Source organism: Flavobacterium indicum GPTSA100-9 = DSM 17447, assembly GCF_000455605.1.
Classification (GTDB): Bacteria; Bacteroidota; Bacteroidia; order Flavobacteriales; family Flavobacteriaceae; genus Flavobacterium; species Flavobacterium indicum.
In genome coordinates this window covers 1-19,954 of record NC_017025.1, presented here as the reverse complement: position 1 = coordinate 19,954, position 19,954 = coordinate 1, and the positions used below count along the sequence as shown (strand labels likewise).

The following is a 19,954-nucleotide window of genomic DNA, read 5'->3' as shown; positions in this document are numbered from 1 at the left end:
CGCCCTACTGCTCAAAGCTAGAAGACTCTGAGCAGAGTGGTTGCATTAATGTAAAAATTTAATTCGTTACTTCTTCAAACTTGCTTTAAACAAACGTAATTCATCCCATGAAAACTGGTCGCCATATTTTTCTTTAATCTCACCTAATGGTTCGTTGGTATACCCATTAAAAGCTTCTGTAAGTTCCTGAATTTTTTCATCCGAAATAATATCTTCCAACCGCAATAAATCAGCTTCTAATAGTTTAGTAAAATGACTAAAAATGGTACCTGCTGATAGTTTTCTAATTTCAGCAATTTGATAGATGGTTTTATTTTGTTTCCACAATTCAAATGTGGTTTCTAAAGTAGATTTTTTATCCTTTTTTTCTTTTTTCTGAGGGGCATCATAATACGAAGCATCGTCCTCATCTTCGAGTAAAGAACTGTTTTCCGACTTAAATCGGTTCGCGATTGTTACTAACTTATTAATTTTAAAATATTTAATTTCGTCTGAATGCAAAATTTCTTTAGTAATTTCTTTCTTTTCTAGTAATGCATCTAAAAGGAGTAAGGCTTTTTTTAAGTCGAGTAAGGTTTTTAATTGTATTGCTTCTAATGCTTGTAATTCGTCATACAAGACTTTCATTTTCTTTTTACGTTTAATTTCCTCAATTTTTAGCAACAATTCGTCTTCAACAAAATCAATTGTCTTAAAAAAATAATGATAGGCTGCATTACATCGTTCTTTTAGAAAAACAAAATCAACCTGTTCTTGATTGAATATTTTTTTTAATTGAAGTGCAAATTTTGAAGACGGTTCTAGTAATTGAAATAAAGATTCTGCCTGGGTTGTAGCCCAAATTTTTTGTTTGTTTTTAGTCGAATTGGGTAATTCGTCTTTAAAACTAAACTGGAAATTACGCCACTCTTGTATTAACTGTTTGAAATCGAAGGTTTTAATAAAAATTTCTAACAAATAATTACGCGTTTCAATAGTCAACGTTTCTTCTAAAACTTCAGGTGTTGCTTTGTGTGTGGCATATTGCAACACAGATTGATCACTTGAAATACCATTTAAATTTAACGGAGAAAGCAAAATTAAGCCATTTAAGCCACGAAGTCTTGATAAAGCCACATAGGCTTGTCCGGGTGCAAAAACTTGCGACACATCGAGCGCTGCTTTGTCAAATGTTAACCCTTGACTTTTATGTACCGTAATGGCCCAGGCTAATTTGATCGGGTAGTGGGTAAAGGTACCTATAACTTCTTCTTTAATTTCTTTGGTGTTTTCATCCACAGAATACTTAATATTTTCCCAAGAATACAGGTCGACTTCAATGGTTTTATTTTCTTCTGGAAAAAGTACAATTATTTCCTTATCTGAAAGTGATTTGATGACACCCATTTTTCCATTAAAAAATTTCTTTTCGTGTGAAATATCATTCTTAATGAACATTATTTGGGCACCTACTTTTAATTCTAAACTAGGCTCAATAGGAAAAATTTTATCGGGAAAATCGCCAATAATTTCTGCGTTATAAAAATAGGATTTACTGTTTAATTCTTGTAAAGCCCCTTCATTTATTCTATCTGCTTTACTATTGTGCGTAGTAAGTGTGATATACCCAGGATTCTTTTTTAAATCAAATTCGGGTTGCACATAATCCTTTAAAAAATCAAGATGTTGTTGGGTAATTGAATTATTTCTTAGATGATTCAGTAAAGAAATAAATTGGGCATCATTTTGTCTAAAAATTTTATTTAGCTCAATATATAGAGGCTTGTGTTTTTGGACAACATGCGCATTAAAGAAATACATTCCCGAATAATAGTGCTGCAATTCAATCCATTCCTCTTGCTTTACTATGGGTGGTAATTGTAATAAATCCCCTATAAATAAAACTTGACAACCCCCGAAAGGTTGGTTGTTTTTACGAACTTTTTGCAACATGAAATCCATGGCATCTAACACGTCTGCGCGTAGCATACTGACTTCATCTACCACTAATAATTCTAAATTTTGAATGACCGCTTTTTTAGTCCGATTCATCATGAAATGACGACCTAAAGTAAAGCGACTTTCAAATTTTTGGGATCCTGAAATAAGATTAACTGGTTTATAATCAGGAATAAAGGCTGCAAAAGGCAATTGAAACAAGGAATGTATAGTGACACCGCCAGCATTAAGAGCGGCTATTCCTGTGGGTGCAACTACAGCCGTATTTTTATGTGTGGTTGCAATAATTTCTTTAAGTAATGTGGTTTTTCCGGTACCTGCTTTTCCTGTTAGAAATACAGGTTTATTGGTTTGATTGATAAATTTTAGCACATATTGTGCTTCGGCTGATAAATGATTCATAGGCGTAAAATGTTGAAAGGTAAATATATTAAAAAAAGAACCCCGAAATTACTCGGGGTTTGTATTATTTTTTCTCTTTTGAAGATTTGTATTCTTCGTTTAATTGTTTTAACAATTTATCTGTTAAATTGTAACCGTCTTTAGCATAAATAATGTTTGAAGCATCGTTTGTCAAGAAAATATAATCATATCCTTCTTTTTTCCCATATTCTTTGATGTATTTTCTAACATCTTTTACTAATGAATCTTGTTGTTTATTAGTTTGCTCTTCTAAAGCAGCTAAAGCCTGTTGTTTCGCTTGCATAAAAGCTTGAGATCTTTTTTCGAAATCAGCCAAACGTTGTTGGTTTTGTTGAATCCAAGCTGGACCATTGGCTTGTGCCGCACGTTGCAAACTTTCTCTTTCAGCCATTAACTGTTTTTCTTGTGCTTCATACGGTCTTCCTGCTTCTTCATACTTTACTTTTAATTTATCTCCTTCATCTTTAAATTTCTCATACTTTTCTAAAAGTACTGCTGAATCGATATATCCTGTTTTAAAATCGTCTTTTTTTGTTTCTGTTTCTTGACATGAAAATAAAGAAGTTGCTACTACAGCTAAAATTATAAATTTTCTCATTTTTAAATTTTTAAATTTTGGTAAAAATAAATAGTTTCTTTTTATAAACGTAATTTTTTATATATAAATTATCTCTATTATGTGTAAAAAATGTATCAAAATCACCTATTAAAATCCACTTCAATAGCTTGTTTTTAACAAAAGTTTGAATTTTGGTAATATATTTTGATGTTTTATAGTGATAAAACAGCTAAAAACCGCTTTAAAATCGATTTTAGTTGTTTTTAATGATGTAAATGTGCGATGAAAACTCTTTTTTAAAGATTCCAGACACATTTGAGCGTAAACCAATGAAACCTCCTTTAATCAAACTCATTTTTCCTGTTTTATATTTTTCTGAAAGCATACTCACATAAAAACTATCAAACCACATAGGTTTCACGTGAAACAATTTTAAATCGTGATCAGAAAAAAGTCTTTGTATACTTGTTTTAGAAAAATGCCATAAATGGCGAGGCACATCATAAGCAGCCCAAAAACGACCGTAGTACTGCGCATCAAAAGATTTATAATTTGGAACAGCAATAATAATTGTACCGCCAGGTTTCAGCAATCTTTTTAAATTGGCGATGTATTCCTCTAAATTGGGTACATGTTCTAATACATGCCACATTGTAATTACATCAAAGCTTGCATTAGGTAACACAAAAATATCATCAGTAAAAACAACGCCTTTATTTTCAGCAAGCGTTTTAGCAGAAGCATTGGGTTCATAACCTAAAGTGGTCCAACCTTGGTTTTTAGCTTCTGTTAAAAAATCACCTGTTCCTGCACCTATATCCAGTAAATTTCCTTTTGATGAATTTTCTTTTGTAATTAAAGCTACTTTACTTTTAATGGCTCTAACTTTCACAAAATGATATAATTTTTCAAACAAAGTACGTTTACTATCCGTATGAGATATATAATCCTCACTTTCGTAATATTTACCCAAAACATCTAAAGAGGGCGTAGGGTAGGTTTTTAATAAATCGTATTCTTTATTGTATAATAAAGAAAAGGTTTCTTTAGAAACCGAATAATCTTTAACTAATAAATATTGATTTTCTTCTGAAAACTGCATTTAGTTGTTTTTTGTTATTTATAGTATTTATAATGCTTCACACGGTTGTTTCACGTGGAACGTAAAATTATTAATTAGTAAATTATCTACCCATATAAATTAAAAGCACAGAAATGTCACTAGGAGACACGCCACTAATACGAGAAGCCTGTGCAATTGTTGTGGGACGAATTTTATTTAGTTTTTGTCGTGCTTCAATAGAAATTGACTTTATTTTATCAAAATCAAAATTAGAAGGAATCATTACATCTTCTAATCGATTGACTTTATCTGCATGATTTTTTTCTTTTTCTATATAACCCGCATACTTAACTTGAATCTCGGCTTGCTCAATAATTTCAGAATCTAAATTATGCTCTTGAATATAATTGGCCACTTTTTCAAATTTTATAAAATCTTCTAAATCTAATTGCGGACGAGAAAACACCTTATACATTTTGTCGGGTTGCGACATAGGTGATGATCCTTTTTCTACTAAAACAGGATTGGCTTCATCAGGTTTTAAACTTGTTTCTTTAAAAAAGGTTAAGAAAGCATCAGAGGCATCACGTTTATATTCCATTCTACGTAAACGATCTTCTTTGGCTAAACCTATTGCAAATCCTTTTGGTGTTAATCGTAAATCTGCATTATCCTGACGTAAAAGTGTTCTATATTCTGCACGTGAAGTAAACATACGATACGGCTCTTCCGTTCCCTTAGTAATTAAATCATCAATTAAAACTCCAATGTAGGCCTCGTCACGTTTTAAAATAAACGGGTCTTGTTCTTTAACTTTTAAAGCTGCATTAATACCCGCCATTAATCCTTGTGAAGCCGCTTCTTCATATCCCGTAGTTCCATTAATTTGTCCAGCAAAAAATAAACCATCAATTAATTTAGTTTCTAAGGTATGTTTTAATTGTGTAGGAGGGAAGTAATCGTATTCAATAGCATAACCCGGCCTAAAGAATTTTACATTTTCAAAACCAGGCACAGAACGTAGAGCTCTAAACTGAACATCTTCTGGTAATGAAGTAGAAAAACCATTAATATAAAACTCAACCGTATTCCAACCTTCTGGTTCTACAAACAACTGATGTCTGTCTTTATCTGCAAAACGATTAATTTTATCTTCAATAGACGGGCAATAACGTGGACCTATACTTTTTATTCTTCCATTAAACATAGGACTACGATCAAAACCTTCTCGTAATAAATCATGTACTACTTCAGAAGTATAAGACATGTAACAAGAACGTTGGTGTTTTAATGGTTGTGTCACATCTGAATAGGAAAATTTAGAAGGATTCACATCACCAGGTTGCTCTGTCATTTTTGAAAAATCTAAAGAACGACCATCCACACGAGGAGGCGTTCCTGTTTTCATTCTTCCCGATTCAAAACCTAAAGCTTGTAAATCTTCTGTAATTCCGAAAGAAGCGCTTTCACCAGCACGGCCACCACCAAATTGTTTTTCACCAATATGAATTAAACCATTTAAAAAAGTACCATTAGTCAAAACAACCGTTTTAGCTTTTATTTCCACACCTAAAGAAGTACGAACTCCAACAATACGATTTCCTTCGGTTATGATACCAGAAACCATCTCTTGATAAAAATCTAAATTAGGAGTACCTTCTAACATCAAACGCCATTCTTCTGCAAAACGCATACGGTCACTCTGACAACGAGGAGACCACATTGCAGGACCTTTGGAAAGATTCAACATTTTAAATTGAATGGCTGTTTTATCAGAAACAATTCCAGAATAACCACCCAACGCATCAATTTCTCGAACGATTTGCCCTTTTGCAATACCACCCATGGCTGGGTTGCAAGACATTTGAGCAATATTCTGAAGATTCATGGTAACCAAAAGGGTTGAACAACCCATATTAGCAGCAGCAGCAGCAGCCTCACAACCAGCATGGCCACCACCCACTACAATAACATCATATGTATTTTGAAATAAACTCATTGTTCCACGTGAAACATTTAATATTAATATAAAATTTCTTTTATGTTCCACGTGGAACATAAAAGAAAAGATTAGCTGTTTAACTATTGTTCCACGTGGAACAAGTTAATTTTTTCTTCTTCTTTTTTACGCATTAATTGTGCGTCTGAATCAGATTTATCTTTATACCCACAGTAATGTAAAACACCATGTGCCATGACACGTTTTAATTCTTCATCAAACGAAACATTAAAATCATTTGCGTTATCTCGAACACGTTCTGTTGAAATAAAAATATCACCAGAAATAACTTTACCTTCCGTATAATCAAAACTAATAATATCAGTTAAAGTATCGTGATTTAAATATTGAACATTAATAGCGTGTAAATATTCATCGTCACAAAAAATATAATTTATTTCACCAATTATATAGTCTTCAGATTCAATAATTCTAGAAATCCAATTACTATAGTTTTCCTCATTAGTTAAAATAAAATCAGATTCGTAATTAAATAGTATCATTAGTTTTTAAAATACGTTTGTACTTTTTGATTAAAATTGGGCTGCAAAGGTAAGCTTTGTCTATTTAATATTTCAACACTTTTTAAATAATTTAATAGAGCAGGAGGTAAGGGTTTATTAGAACCTAAATAATCCTTTGCATTTGTATTTGATTCCCGTTTGTTATCCTGTCCTTGCTGTTTCATCGCATGCTCTAATTTTAAAAGTTCGTGATTAATTTGTAAAGCACGATTCACATTCTCTTGTGTAAAACCTTTATTTATTAATTGCTTTTCCAATTCTTTCATTTTTTGTAACGCATTTTGACCGTTGCCTCCTAAACCTTGTTTATCCAATTCATTTTGCAAAGCTTCACGTAAATCTTGTTGCTGTTTAAGGATTTCTAACAATTTACCAGCATCACCTTCACCATCGTTACCAGAAGAACCTTGTCCGCTTTTACCAGTTTCACCTGGCTTTTTTCCTTCACCCGGTTTCTTACCTTCTCCCGGTTTAGGCATACCTTCTTTCATTTGTTCGCCTAAGCCTTTTTGCTTTTGAATAATATCTGATAATTGTTGCCCTGAACCTTGACCTGGTTTCGGTTTACCTTTACCTCCTGAGGAACTACTCATGGACATATTCATATCGCTTTGCACATTACTTAGAAAATCTGCTAATTTATTGGCAGAGGATAAAACAAATTGTTGATGTGATATTCCTTTGTATAAATTAGATGATGGTAAAAATTCTAAAGCTTTATCTAAATTATAATGTACTTCTTCAACTTCTTTTAAAACAATATCTGACAATTTGGGTTGACGTAAAGCTAAAGCAAAAATACTATCATCAATATGCTTAAATTGTACTTTCAATTCTTGTTGTTTTTTTAATAGAGAATTGATAGAAGTTTTTGAGTTTTTAACTTGTTTAAATTGTTTTAATAATTTTTCTTCATCAAAAGAAAAGGTTAATAAATTATCTAAAATTTGACGTAATGCTTTAGCATCTTCTGCATTTTCAGCCATTTCACCGGTAGACATAGAATTGCTAATTTTCTTACCCATTTCTTTCATTTTTTGAGCAGCCGATTTTTGATTTTTTTTAGCAGCAGAGGTATTGTTTTTTTGTAAATTATCTTCCGCTTTTTGCTGTTGTTGATCTACATCTTGTTGCTCTCCCTTATCATTAGGAATATCCATTGGTGTTTTTAATTCTTTATTTTCTTTTTCTAACTCATTTAATTCATTTTTGATGGCATCAAATTCCTTAGAAAGTTTTTGCTGTTCTTCTAAGGAATTGGAATTTTTATCAGAGAGCTTATCTTGTTTATCAGCTAATTTATCTAACTTCTCAACTAATTGTTCAGCTTTTTGTTCCACGTAAAATCGTTTAGTTAACTCTACTAATTGCTCTAACGATTTCTGTTGCGCTTTGGCTTGTTGTTTCAATTGATCGGCTTTTTCAAACAACTCTTCTTTTTGCAATTTTCTAGTTAGCTCTTCTAGTTCTTTCAATAACTTTTCATTTTTAGCAGCATCTTTATCCGATTTTTCTAAACGCTCTAACAACTCTTTTTTGAATTCGTCATTTTTATCTGATTTAAAAATTTCTAAATTCTCTTTCATCTTCTCAGAGAATTCTTGCATCATATCTTGTTGCTGTTTTTGACGATTAATAAAATCTTCTATCTTTTTTTGGTCTTTATAATCTAGATTTTCTTTTTGTTTGTCTAATTTTTTTAAATTGTCCAAAGCATCCAATTGTTTATCTTGAGAATCTAATGTTTTTTGTAAACTACTAATTGTAGATTGTTGTTCCTGAAGAGCTTTTTGTTCTTTTTGTTCAGATGTTAATTCTTTATGACCAAAAATTTCAGATTTTGATGATTTTCTTCCATTAACTACATCATTATCAAATACTTCAAAATAATATTCGTAAGTTACACCCGGTTTTAGGGTTAAACCATCAGGAAAAGAATAGATAAATTGATCTACTAACTTATTTTTAATAGCAATGGATTTTTTAAAACGAACAGTAGGTTTAGTAACATCATAATATACCACTTGTAAAGCAGACATTCCATAATCATCAGAAACTTGACCGATAGCAACAGGTTGTTTTAATTTTAAACTATCTGGAGCAGCAGTAACAGAAATAGAGGGATATTGATCTTTTAGAATCGTTAACTTATATTGTAATTTTTCGTAGTCTTTCAATTGCTTATTAGAAATAGCTATCTCATAATCGGTATTCTTTTTAATAATTTTAGAATAATGGAATTGATTAGAGGTTGGTGTAAAATTAGTAAACAAACTATTTTCTATATAATGCACTGAAGTCGTAGCTAAGGTATTCAACACCCAAAATACTTGAGTCCCTTCTGGAACAACAGCATTACCCGTGCCTTTAATGACTTCAGAAGTTTTACCTAAATGTGAAGGATAAACCAATTTCATAGCAAATGAAGAAATGGTTGGAACGTTAACCACTTTTAAAGTAAAATCTTTAGACGTTATTTCGTTTGCTAATAAATGAAAACGAATATCATGTTGAACATTTTGAAAAGTATAGGTAAAAAAGCCTGGTTGTTCACTTTCTAAAAAATAAGTTTCATTATTAATAACTATAGAAACGTTCTCTGGTTGAATAGAACCCACTGTTTTTACTTTTAATTGAAACGATTGGTTTTGTTCCACAAGTAACGGATTGGTTTCAATTATAAAACGAAAAGGAGCAGGTTTAGCAAAATTTTGATTGTAAGCTACTACACGATTAAAACTATTAGAAACAATATCAGCATTACCCGAAAAATAAAAGAAAAGAATCACCAATACTGGTATAATGGCATAAGGTAAAAAACGTGAATTCTTTTTAAAATTGATAGCATTAGAAAATGGAATAGGTTGAAGGTTCTCAGCTTTCTGATCAATAGAAGCTAATACTAATTCAGAGGGTTGCGTTACAGTTGATAACTGTAAAAAATTCAGTAATTTATCCTTAACATCAGAAAAGTGATTACCAATTATAACAGAAGCTTCTTCATAGTTAATTCCTTTTTGAAGTTTAAACAATTTAAATAATGGAATCGCAATAAATTTAAACAGCAACAAACATTCAATGATAACAAAAGACCAAAATAAAATACTTCTTCCTGATGTAGAAAACCAAAATACATATTCAATTAGAAAAGTAAAAATGAAGTATAACAAGCCAATAGCTATAAAAAGTAAACTTCCTTTTATTAGCTCATTCGTGTAATACTTTTTGATAAAGCTTTCTAATTTATCGTAAATAATCGATTTTTTTTCAACCATTGTTTACAAAATGTTTATAACCGATAAATTTACAATATTTTTCATAAATAAATCAAATGTAATTCGTTAATACAAAAGCAGAAAATGTTAATAAACCAAAAAAATATTAAAAGTTCTCATAGTTAAGATAGAAGTTCGTTTTATCTTTGTACTCAATTAGAAAATTTCTAAAAAAAAGAATTATGTCAAGACCCGTTAGAGTTCGATTTGCACCCAGTCCAACAGGACCTTTGCACATAGGAGGTGTACGAACAGCCTTATTCAATTATTTATTTGCAAAAAAACATAATGGTGTATTTTACTTAAGAATAGAAGATACCGATCAAACTCGATTTGTTCCAGGTGCAGAAGCTTATATATTTGAAGCTTTAGAATGGTTAGGAATTGCTCCTGATGAGACCGTAGGAAAGAATGAAAAATTTGGACCTTACCGACAAAGTGAACGTAAAGCTATGTATAAACAATATGCTGATGAATTAATTGAAAAAGGTTGGGCTTATTACGCATTTGACACAGCGGAGAAATTAGATGAATTAAGAAAAAAAGCCGAATCCGAAGGAAAAACATTTATCTATAATCATACGGTAAGAGAACAATTAGATAATTCCTTAACAGTTTCACGTGAAAAAATAGAAGAGCGTATTGCCAATGGTGAACATTTTGTTGTACGATTTAAAACTCCAGTAAATGAACTATTAGAATTACAAGACATTATACGTGGAACCATAAAATTTGACACGAATTTATTAGATGATAAAGTATTATTCAAATCAGATGGGATGCCAACGTACCATTTAGCGAATATAGTAGATGATCATTTAATGGAAACATCGCATGTAATACGTGGGGAAGAATGGTTACCTAGTTTACCTTTACACCATTTATTATATAAAGCATTTGAATGGGAAGCACCTGAATTTGCACATTTACCTTTAATTTTAAAACCAATTGGTAATGGAAAATTATCAAAACGTGATGGTGATAAAATGGGATTCCCTGTATTTCCATTAGAGTGGAAAACAGAAGAAGGTACATCGATGGGGTATAGAGAAAATGGTTTCTTCCCAGAAGCGGTAGTAAACTTTTTAGCCTTATTAGGTTGGAACGACGGAACGGAACAAGAAATATTCTCATTAGAAGAATTGGTACAAAAATTCGATTTAGGAAGAATTCATAAAGCAGGAGCGAAGTTTGACCCAGAGAAAAACAAATGGTTCAATCATCAATATTTACAAAAACAATCGGATGAAAATTTAGCAGCAAGCTTTAAAAAAATAGTAGAAAAGAAAGGAATCTCAACTGCTCTTGATTTAACAAAAGTGGTTTCTTTGATTAAAGAAAGAGCACATTTCGTAAATGAATTTTGGGATTTATCCGACTATTTCTTTGAAGCGCCAACATCTTACGATGAAAAAGCGACTAAAAACTGGAAAGAAGAAACGCCAAGTTTAATGCAACAAGTGATTTCAGAATTAGAAAAGATTGAAGATTTTACTTCTGTAAATATTGAAACACTTTTAAAAGAATGGATGACGACGAATGAAATTGGAATGGGTAAAGTAATGCAACCGTTACGTTTAAGCTTAGTAGGAGCTTTAAAAGGACCACACTTGTTTGATATTATTGAAATGATAGGAAAAGCCGAAACAATAAAACGAATTGAGAAAGCTATAGCTACATTATAAAAAAAAGAAACCCCTGAAAATTCAGGGGTTTTGTTTTTTACAAATAAATTGTCAACTGTCCGCTTAAAATTCCAAGATTTCCTTTGAATTTCTCATTTGGTGCTTTTGTTTTAATTTCCTCTACATTTTTGTAATTACCAAAGAAATTATTTAAACCATATTGGTAACCTAAACGAAGACGAAAATTAGTGATTCCTACATTAATACCTGCATAAATATTGGCATTAATCTTAGTAACTTGTGTGATATCTTTCGCTTGTAAAGTAGGATGATCAACAAGAATATTGTTCTCATCGTCTTTACTAATTTTTAATTTATCATTAATTTGTAAAACAGGTCCAAACTCCACATTAAAATGATTTTGACTAATTACGTAGCCTGGTAACAAATAAATTTGAACGGCAGATAATTTAAAATTCGTATCCACTTTAGATAAACCTTTGTAAGATTGTAAGGAAAAATTACTATCAGTAAAAAACATTCCAAAACTCATTTGCCAGTCGTTGTAATAATTTCCACGAACATGCATACCGGCCATCCAACCTTGCTCTGGTTTTATATTAAAATTACTGGTATAAATATTCATTTGGGTTAAACCTCCACCAATACCTATACGATTACTGTCTTTAAAACCTCTTTGACCAAAAGATACAATTGAAAATAGGGCGATTACTACAAATACTAACTTCTTCATATTTAAAAAATTAAGGGGCAAAAATAGTATTATTTATGAAATATGTAACATTACTAATAAAAAAACGTATAACTACATATCTATTAACTAAAACGTATAACTATGGAATTTATTTCAATACCATTCATCATTTTTGGATTGGTTATTTTTTTCTCTGCTTTTTTCACAGTAAAACAGCAAACTTCTGTCGTAATTGAACGATTTGGAAAATTCACAAGTATTAGAAACTCGGGTTTACAAATGAAAGTACCCATTATTGATCGAGTAGCCGGACGTGTAAATTTAAGAATACAACAATTAGATGTAATCATTGAAACACAAACGAAGGATAATGTGTTTGTTAAAATGAAAGTATCAGTACAATTTAAAGTAATACAAGAAAAAGTGTATGAAGCTTTTTATAAATTAGAATATCCGCACGATCAAATTACTGCTTATGTATTTGATGTGGTACGTGCGGAAGTTCCAAAATTAATCTTAGACGACGTTTTTGTTAGAAAAGACGATATTGCAATTGCAGTAAAACGTGAATTAAACGAAGCGATGACGACTTATGGTTACGACATCATCAATACATTAGTGACCGATATTGATCCGGATATTCAGGTTAAGAATGCTATGAACCGTATTAATGCTGCGGAACGTGAAAAAGTAGCTGCTGAATATGAATCAGAAGCACAACGTATTCGTATTGTAGCTAAAGCTAAAGCAGAAGCAGAAAGTAAACGTCTTCAAGGTCAAGGTATTGCAGATCAAAGAAGAGAAATTGCTAGAGGATTAGTAGAATCGGTAAATCAATTGAATGAAGTGGGAATCAATTCACAAGAAGCCAGTGCTTTAATTGTGGTAACCCAACATTATGATACGTTACATGCTATTGGTGCCGATACCCATTCTAATTTAATATTGTTACCAAATTCACCACAAGCTGCAACCGATATGTTGAACAATATGGTAGCGAGTTTTGCGGCGAGTAACCAAATTGGTGAAGCAATGAAAACCACTAAACCAAAACCGAAAGATAAACATTTAGGAAGTGGGAATGATGTTCCACCTGCACAAGGGTAAAATTTTTTTTAAATAATTTAAAAAAACCATCAATTTTAAATTGGTGGTTTTTTTTATATCTAAAATTTATTGAAGTAACTATTTAGATTGTTTTTATTGATAAAAATATAAAAAAACAACAAAAATGTATTTTAAAGCTTTTTTAGACACTTTTACAAACATTATCTTAAATTCATATTACACGTTTTTAAAAATGTTTTAAAAACAAAATATAGAAGTCGATTTTAAAAGATAATAGTTATATAAATATTAAAAATAATAGATAAAATATATTATACATACTAATTATAAAAGTTTAATTTAAAATTGATTTTATTGATATAAAATAAAAAAACCTGCAAAAAAAATTTTTTACAGGTTTCTTATATAAATTAAGACTGAACTTGATTCAGTAGACAACTTTTTATTTTTATTGTTCTGAAACTTTTGCCCAAGTATCTCTTAGTCCAACTGTTTTATTGAAAACTAATTTTTCTGCTGTGGAATCTCGATCTACACAAAAATATCCTAAACGCTGAAATTGGAAATGATCCAATTCTTTAGCAGAAGTTAAACTTGGTTCTACATAACCTGTTATAACTTGCAAAGAGTTAGGATTGATGTATTCTTTAAAATCAACCTCTTTATTTCCATCCGGCATTTCATGTGTAAATAAACGGTCATACACACGTACTTCAGCTTCTTTTGCATGTTGAATAGAAACCCAGTGAATGGTTCCTTTAACCTTACGTTTACTCGCTTCGGTACCACTTCCTGATTTAGAATCTACATCATACGTACAATGAATTTCGGTAATTTTACCGTTTTCATCTTTTACAACCGACTCACCTTTAATGATATACGCATTTTTTAAACGTACTTCTGTACCTAAGGTTAAACGGAAAAATTTCTTATGTGCTTCTTCTTGGAAGTCTTCTCTTTCGATATATAATTCTCTAGAAAAAGGTACTTCTCTAAAAGTTAATACTTCTTCTTCTGGATTATTTTCTGCCTCTAACCATTCTTCTTTACCTTCAGGATAATTCGTAATTACTAATTTAACTGGATCTAAAACCGCCATTACACGAGGTGCAATTTTATTTAAATCTTCACGTACACAAAATTCTAATAACGAAACATCAATTAAATTGGTACGTTTAGCAATTCCAATTGTATGAGCAAAATTACGAATGGCAGCAGGTGTATAGCCGCGTCTACGCATACCTGAAATCGTACTCATACGTGGATCGTCCCATCCTGTAACATGCTTTTCTTCAACCAATTGCAATAATTTTCGTTTAGAAACTACCGTATGTGATAAATTTCTACGAGCAAATTCGCGTTGTTTCGGTCTTACTTTAGAACTGTCGTAAATTTGGTCTAAAAACCAATCGTATAATTCTCTATGAGGTAAGAATTCTAACGTACAAAAAGAATGTGAAATTTGTTCTAAATAATCGCTTTCACCATGTGCCCAATCGTACATAGGATAAATGCACCAATCATTTCCAGTTCTATGATGATGTTCGTGCATAATACGATAAATAATCGGATCACGCATCAACATATTGGGTGAAGCCATATCTATTTTAGCACGTAAAATGTAACTTCCGTTAGGAAATTCACCATTTTTCATACGAGTAAATAAATCTAAGTTTTCTTCCACTGAACGGTCTCTATTTGGACTATTAGTACCTGGTTGCGTTGGCGTTCCTTTTTGTTTCGCCATTTCTTCAGAAGATTGATTGTCTACGTAAGCTTTACCTTTTTTAATCAATTCTACTGCCCAATCATATAATTGTTGGAAATAATCTGAAGCATAACATTCTTTATCCCATTGATAACCTAACCATGCTACATCGCGCTTAATCGCATCTACATATTCTTGTTCTTCTTTAGAAGGATTGGTATCATCAAAACGAAGATTTACCGGTGCTTTATAATCTAATCCTAAACCAAAATTAAGACAAATTGCACTGGCATGACCCACATGTAAATACCCATTAGGTTCTGGTGGAAAACGAAAACGTAACTTATCATTTGACAAACCATTTTTTAAATCTTCTTCAATGATTTGTTCTATAAAATTCAGTGATTTTTCTTCTGTAGACATAATAATTTTCTATCTTTTAGCAAAGATAGAAAATGTTTCAAGTTTAAGGTTTAAAGTTGTTTAAAAAGTTGAAAAAACTACCTAACTTTGAACTTGAAAAAATACTATTCAAGTAAACAATATAAAACTTGAAACCTGAAACAAAAATTAATGGGAATAATAAAATTAACCAACATTCGTACGTTTTCTTATCACGGATGTTTAGAAGAAGAAGCAAAAATTGGTAGTAATTATCGCGTGGATTTAACGATAAAAACGAATTTGAAACCATCTTCTCAAACCGATGAATTGACAGACACGGTTGATTATGTAGATTTAAACCGAATTGTTACAGAAGAAATGGCAATACGTGCTAAATTATTAGAACATGTAGCTAAAAGAATCATCGATCGAATTTTAAATGAATTATTTATGGTGACTCAGGTTAGGGTAGAAGTAACCAAATTGAATCCGCCTATTGGTGGTGATGTTGAGGGAGTTACTATTATAATGAAGAAAAAAAGATAGTTTTTAAAAGTAATTAGTGAACAGTAAAAAGTAATTAGATTTAAATAATTATAAAAACTTTTGACTTTTAACTTTTGACTTTTAACTTTTTTAGTATATTTGCAATCCAATAAGGCGTCGTGGCCGAGCGGCTAGGCATCGGTCTGCAAAACCGCGTACCCCGGTTCGAATCCGGGCGATGCCTCGAAAAGAGTTACTAGAAATAGTAGCTCTTTTTTTTATTATTAATCGGAACTTGTTTACTTCTTCCTCCGCTAAACTCGAGCTAGAATCTAAAGAATTAATTAAAATACATCGAACTCAGGCAATGAATACTAAAATGTATTAAGTAATATAACACATTTTCAAATTAAAAAATCTAATCAGCAGAATGTTCAATTCGATCAGTAACTTTTTCTTTCATTCCAGGAAAAAGACCTTGTAAAATGAAGAAAACACCAAAAATAACTAATACAAAACTGATAATACGTTTAATTTTATAAATATTAGTGGGAGTTAAACGGTGTTTTAATTGTTTAGCTAATAAAATTTTAACCACATCAAAACCTAAATAAAATAATAAAGTTGCAGCAAAAAAAGTAAAAATTCTAAAAGGAACCATCTTTAAAATTGGACCTTGTGTAATAATTACCATCATCCAAAAACCTAATATTCCAATATTAATTACATTTAAAAAGAACCCTTTAAAAAATAAACCTAAGTAGTTATTTTTAGGAATATCATCAACATCTTTTTCTTCTTCAATAACAAACTTCTTTTTTAATTGAATAAATGATACTAAACCATAAATACCCATTATAAGTCCGCCAATAATAAATAAATTAGGATTATCTTTAAATTGTGCTAATATTTGATTAGAAGCAAAATAAGCTATTAAAATAAAGATAATATCACTAAACACTATTCCAAAATCCAAAAAAATTGCTGCTTTAAAACCTTTAGTAATACTTGTTTCTAAAAGAACAAAAAATCCTGGACCAATAGAAATAGCCAATAGAAAACCCCATGGCAAGGCAGTTAAAATGTCTTGAATCATTTATATATTTATAGTTTGTTTGTACGAAGTTACTAAAATATACTAAAAAAACGATACTTTTTAGGGTATCGTTTTAAAATATAAACAATTTCTTTTACAAAATTATTTTGCTTGTTCTATGGTACCTCCAGCAATTTTCTTTTCATTAATTTGTTTTGGTTTACCATGAATTGTAATTGTTCCACCTGCTCGTGTTTTGGCATCAACAAAATCAGTTGCAAAAATTTGAGCTATACCACCTGCATTAACAGTCACTGTTGTTTGTTGGGTTTTACAATCTTGTCCGTCATATTTTGCACCAGAATTAGCTAAAACATCCTGATTTTTTACTGTACCTTTTACAGTAACTATACTACCTGCACTGGTCCTAACTGTTAATTTATCCGCTTGTAAGTTTTGTAAATTTACTTCTGAACCTTCTTTAGTAATAATATCAAATCCAATAGCTTGAATCGCTTCTTTAGAAACTACTCTACTGCCTTCATTCGCTTCCACAGCATCTATTTTTTTGAAATAAACTGTGGCAGTGACATCATCTCCACTTAACATTTTACCCAAAGGCATACGGACTTTTAATTCCCCATTTTTATTGATTAATTCCACTTCACTTGAATTTGCACCTGTTAACAAAACCTTATTTTCAGTTCCTGGAACCAAGGTAACGTCAATTTTATCAAAAGCAGTGACTTTAGTAAAATCACCAACGTTTTTTTCAGTCTGAGCAGCACAAATTGAAAATATGGAAAAAGCTAAAAAATTAAAAAATTTTTTTTTCATGTTATTGTAAATTTAGATGCTGAAACAAGTTCAGCAAGACAAAAATTAATTATTCATTCTTTCTAATATACCAAAAGTCTAATTGTTTCTTAACTAAATCGGCGTTTTTAACTTTAACATACACTTCATCCCCTAATTGTATTAAACTTTTAGTCATTTCTCCAACTAAGGCATATTGTTTTTCATCAAATACATAATAATCATCTTTTATTTCTCGAATTCGACACATTCCCTCGCATTTATTTTCAATGATTTCTACATATATACCCCATTCTGTTACTCCTGAAACAACACCTAAAAACTCCTGATCTTTATGATCTTGCATGTATTTTACTTGCATGTATTTCACAGAATCGCGTTCGGCATTAGCAGCTAAACTTTCCATTTCAGACGAATGTTTACATTTTTCTTCATAATCCTCTTCACTCACACTTTTGCCTCCATCTAAATAATATTGTAACAAACGGTGTGCCATAACATCAGGATAACGACGAATAGGAGACGTAAAATGACTGTAATAATCAAATGCTAATCCGTAATGTCCGATATTTTGAGTAGAATAGGCCGCTTTACTCATACATCTTATAGCTAAAGTATCTACCATATTTTGTTCTTTCTTCCCTTGAACATCTTCTAACAAGGTATTTAATGAACTAGAAATGGTTGCTTTCGATTTAAAATTTATGGAATAACCAAATTTTGAAATCACCGATTGCAAACTCATTAATTTATCTTCATTAGGTTCATCGTGAATTCGATAGACAAAAGTTTTCTTTTGTTTACCAATAAATTCTGCTACTTTTCTATTGGCTAATAACATGAATTCTTCAATTAAATGATTCGCATCTTTACTTTGTTTAAAAAATACACCAACAGGTTCTGCATTTTCATTTAAATTGAATTTTACTTCTACTTTATCAAAAGAAATAGCACCAGCTGCCATTCGTTTACTACGTAATTTTTTAGCTAATTCATCTAGCTTTAATGTAGCTTCAACTATTGGTTTTGGAGCATGATACTGTTCTCCAGTTAACGAAATGTGTGCAGGAATGATATCACTTTTTGTTTCTATTATTTCCTGAGCTTCTTCATAAGCAAAACGCTGATCCGAATAAATTACGGTTCTTCCAAACCAAGAATCAAGTACTTCTGCTTTTTCATTCAATTGAAATACGGCAGAAAAGGTATATTTTTCTTCATGTGGACGCAAGGAACAAGCAAAATTTGACAACACTTCTGGTAACATGGGAACCACACGGTCTACTAAATACACCGAAGTAGCTCTATGATAAGCTTCGTCATCTAAAATAGTGCCTTCTTTAACATAATGTGAAACATCGGCAATATGCACTCCAATTTCATAATTACCATTTTCTAAAACCTGAAAAGATAAGGCATCATCAAAATCTTTGGCATCTTTAGGATCTATAGTAAATGTTAAAACATTACGTAGGTCTCTTCGTTTCGCAATTTCTTCAACGGTAATAGAAGTATCAATTTTATTTGCAAAAGCTTCTACTTCAATTGGAAAATCATAAGGCAAGCCATATTCTGCTAAAATAGCATGAATTTCAGTGTTGTGTTCCCCTGGTTTACCTAACACTTTTACTACTTTTCCAAAAGGAGAATCTGCTTTTTTAGGCCAATCCGTCATACGAACCAAAACGACTTCACCATGTTGGGCTTCACCAATATCATTTTTTGGAATAAAAATATCGGTATACATTTTCGCATTAGCTGTGGTAACAAAGGCAAAATTCTTTTGAACATCTATCACGCCAACAAATTCATTCTTAGCTCGTTCAAGAATTTCAACAACTTCAGCTTCGGGTCTTCTAGAGGCTCTTTTATTATAAATGTAACATTTTACTTTATCGCCGTCTAACGCATGATTTAAATTAGCAAACGGTATTAAAACATCTTTTTCTAATTCATCACACACAAAATAGCCTGTTTTACGAGAGGTCATATCAATATATCCTTCGTAATAATCAGAACTTGAAATTACTTGAAATTTACCTCGATCAATTTCTTGTATCTTTTCTTGAGAGGCTAAATATTTTAACTCTTTAATAATTTCGTTTCTACTTTGAGTATCTGTAACTTCTAAAATTGCAGCAATTTGTTTGTAATTAAAACTCTTAGAAGGTTCTTGTGAAAGTATTTTATAAATCTTTGCTGAGAAGTCTTTGTTTTTTTTTGTCATTTTTCTAAAATTCTTTTTCATTTGGTCTTTTTCATTTTTTTTTAACAGTCAAATGGTATTGTGTTTTTTTATTGGAATTCAATTTTAATCTTTTTGCGATTTCATACA

Annotated in this window: 14 protein-coding genes and 1 tRNA gene; 4 read left to right on the top strand and 11 right to left on the bottom strand. The window is 31.0% G+C overall.

All coding sequences use genetic code 11. From position 1 onward, the window contains the following. Window positions 1–66: 66 nt before the first annotated feature. From KQS_RS00075 to KQS_RS00050, 6 genes are all read right to left on the bottom strand, one after another. On the bottom strand, window positions 67–2,340 hold the full coding sequence (locus KQS_RS00075; RefSeq protein ID WP_014387174.1) for a helix-turn-helix domain-containing protein: 2,274 nt from the start codon (window positions 2,338–2,340) through the stop codon (window positions 67–69). Window positions 2,341–2,404: 64 nt separating this feature from the next. After that, window positions 2,405–2,959, bottom strand: a complete 555-nt coding sequence (locus KQS_RS00070) for an OmpH family outer membrane protein (protein ID WP_014387173.1) — start codon at window positions 2,957–2,959, stop codon at window positions 2,405–2,407. A 214-nt stretch (window positions 2,960–3,173) separates the two neighbouring features. Next, entirely contained in the window at window positions 3,174–4,022 is an 849-nt protein-coding gene (locus KQS_RS00065) for a class I SAM-dependent methyltransferase (protein WP_014387172.1), read from the bottom strand. A gap of 82 nt (window positions 4,023–4,104) precedes the next feature. Next, window positions 4,105–5,982, bottom strand: a complete 1,878-nt coding sequence (mnmG, locus tag KQS_RS00060; protein ID WP_041252137.1) for a tRNA uridine-5-carboxymethylaminomethyl(34) synthesis enzyme MnmG — start codon at window positions 5,980–5,982, stop codon at window positions 4,105–4,107. Window positions 5,983–6,065: 83 nt separating this feature from the next. Then, window positions 6,066–6,485 (bottom strand): rRNA maturation RNase YbeY, encoded by a 420-nt coding sequence (ybeY, locus tag KQS_RS00055; protein ID WP_014387170.1) that lies wholly within the window; start codon window positions 6,483–6,485, stop codon window positions 6,066–6,068. Next, window positions 6,485–9,781 (bottom strand): hypothetical protein, encoded by a 3,297-nt coding sequence (locus KQS_RS00050; RefSeq protein ID WP_014387169.1) that lies wholly within the window; start codon window positions 9,779–9,781, stop codon window positions 6,485–6,487. The genes ybeY and KQS_RS00050 overlap by 1 nt, the downstream gene beginning before the upstream one ends. Before the next feature lie 182 nt (window positions 9,782–9,963). Here KQS_RS00050 and gltX point away from each other — a divergent pair, with 182 nt between their 5' ends. Further along, window positions 9,964–11,466: a glutamate--tRNA ligase gene (gene gltX / locus KQS_RS00045; protein ID WP_014387168.1), complete on the top strand. Its 1,503-nt coding sequence runs from the start codon at window positions 9,964–9,966 to the stop codon at window positions 11,464–11,466. A 37-nt stretch (window positions 11,467–11,503) separates the two neighbouring features. Here gltX and KQS_RS00040 read toward each other — a convergent pair whose 3' ends face one another. Next, on the bottom strand, window positions 11,504–12,160 hold the full coding sequence (locus KQS_RS00040; RefSeq protein WP_014387167.1) for a hypothetical protein: 657 nt from the start codon (window positions 12,158–12,160) through the stop codon (window positions 11,504–11,506). Window positions 12,161–12,262: 102 nt separating this feature from the next. On the opposite strand from KQS_RS00040, the gene KQS_RS00035 reads away from it, so the two are divergent. After that, complete coding sequence (locus KQS_RS00035) at window positions 12,263–13,228, top strand: SPFH domain-containing protein (protein ID WP_014387166.1); 966 nt, start codon at window positions 12,263–12,265, stop codon at window positions 13,226–13,228. Between the two features lie 409 nt (window positions 13,229–13,637). On the opposite strand, the gene KQS_RS00030 is transcribed toward KQS_RS00035, so the two are convergent. Further along, complete coding sequence (locus KQS_RS00030; protein ID WP_014387165.1) at window positions 13,638–15,320, bottom strand: glutamine--tRNA ligase/YqeY domain fusion protein; 1,683 nt, start codon at window positions 15,318–15,320, stop codon at window positions 13,638–13,640. 150 nt (window positions 15,321–15,470) lie between these two features. Here KQS_RS00030 and folB point away from each other — a divergent pair, with 150 nt between their 5' ends. Then, window positions 15,471–15,827: a dihydroneopterin aldolase gene (gene folB, locus KQS_RS00025; protein ID WP_014387164.1), complete on the top strand. Its 357-nt coding sequence runs from the start codon at window positions 15,471–15,473 to the stop codon at window positions 15,825–15,827. Between the two features lie 113 nt (window positions 15,828–15,940). Then, window positions 15,941–16,011, top strand: a tRNA-Cys gene (locus KQS_RS00020). Window positions 16,012–16,185: 174 nt separating this feature from the next. On the opposite strand, the gene KQS_RS00015 is transcribed toward KQS_RS00020, so the two are convergent. The 3 genes from KQS_RS00015 to rnr all read right to left on the bottom strand — a co-directional run bounded on the left by KQS_RS00015 (window position 16,186) and on the right by rnr (window position 19,867). Next, the gene (locus KQS_RS00015; protein WP_014387163.1) at window positions 16,186–16,863 is read right to left on the bottom strand and encodes a LysE family translocator; all 678 of its coding nucleotides are present in this window, start codon (window positions 16,861–16,863) and stop codon (window positions 16,186–16,188) included. A gap of 102 nt (window positions 16,864–16,965) precedes the next feature. Continuing rightward, window positions 16,966–17,640 carry a head GIN domain-containing protein gene (locus tag KQS_RS00010; protein ID WP_014387162.1) on the bottom strand — a complete coding sequence of 225 codons (675 nt, stop codon included), beginning with the start codon at window positions 17,638–17,640 and terminating at the stop codon, window positions 16,966–16,968. 49 nt (window positions 17,641–17,689) lie between these two features. Then, window positions 17,690–19,867 (bottom strand): ribonuclease R, encoded by a 2,178-nt coding sequence (rnr, locus tag KQS_RS00005; RefSeq protein WP_014387161.1) that lies wholly within the window; start codon window positions 19,865–19,867, stop codon window positions 17,690–17,692. Between the last annotated feature and the right edge of the window lie 87 nt (window positions 19,868–19,954).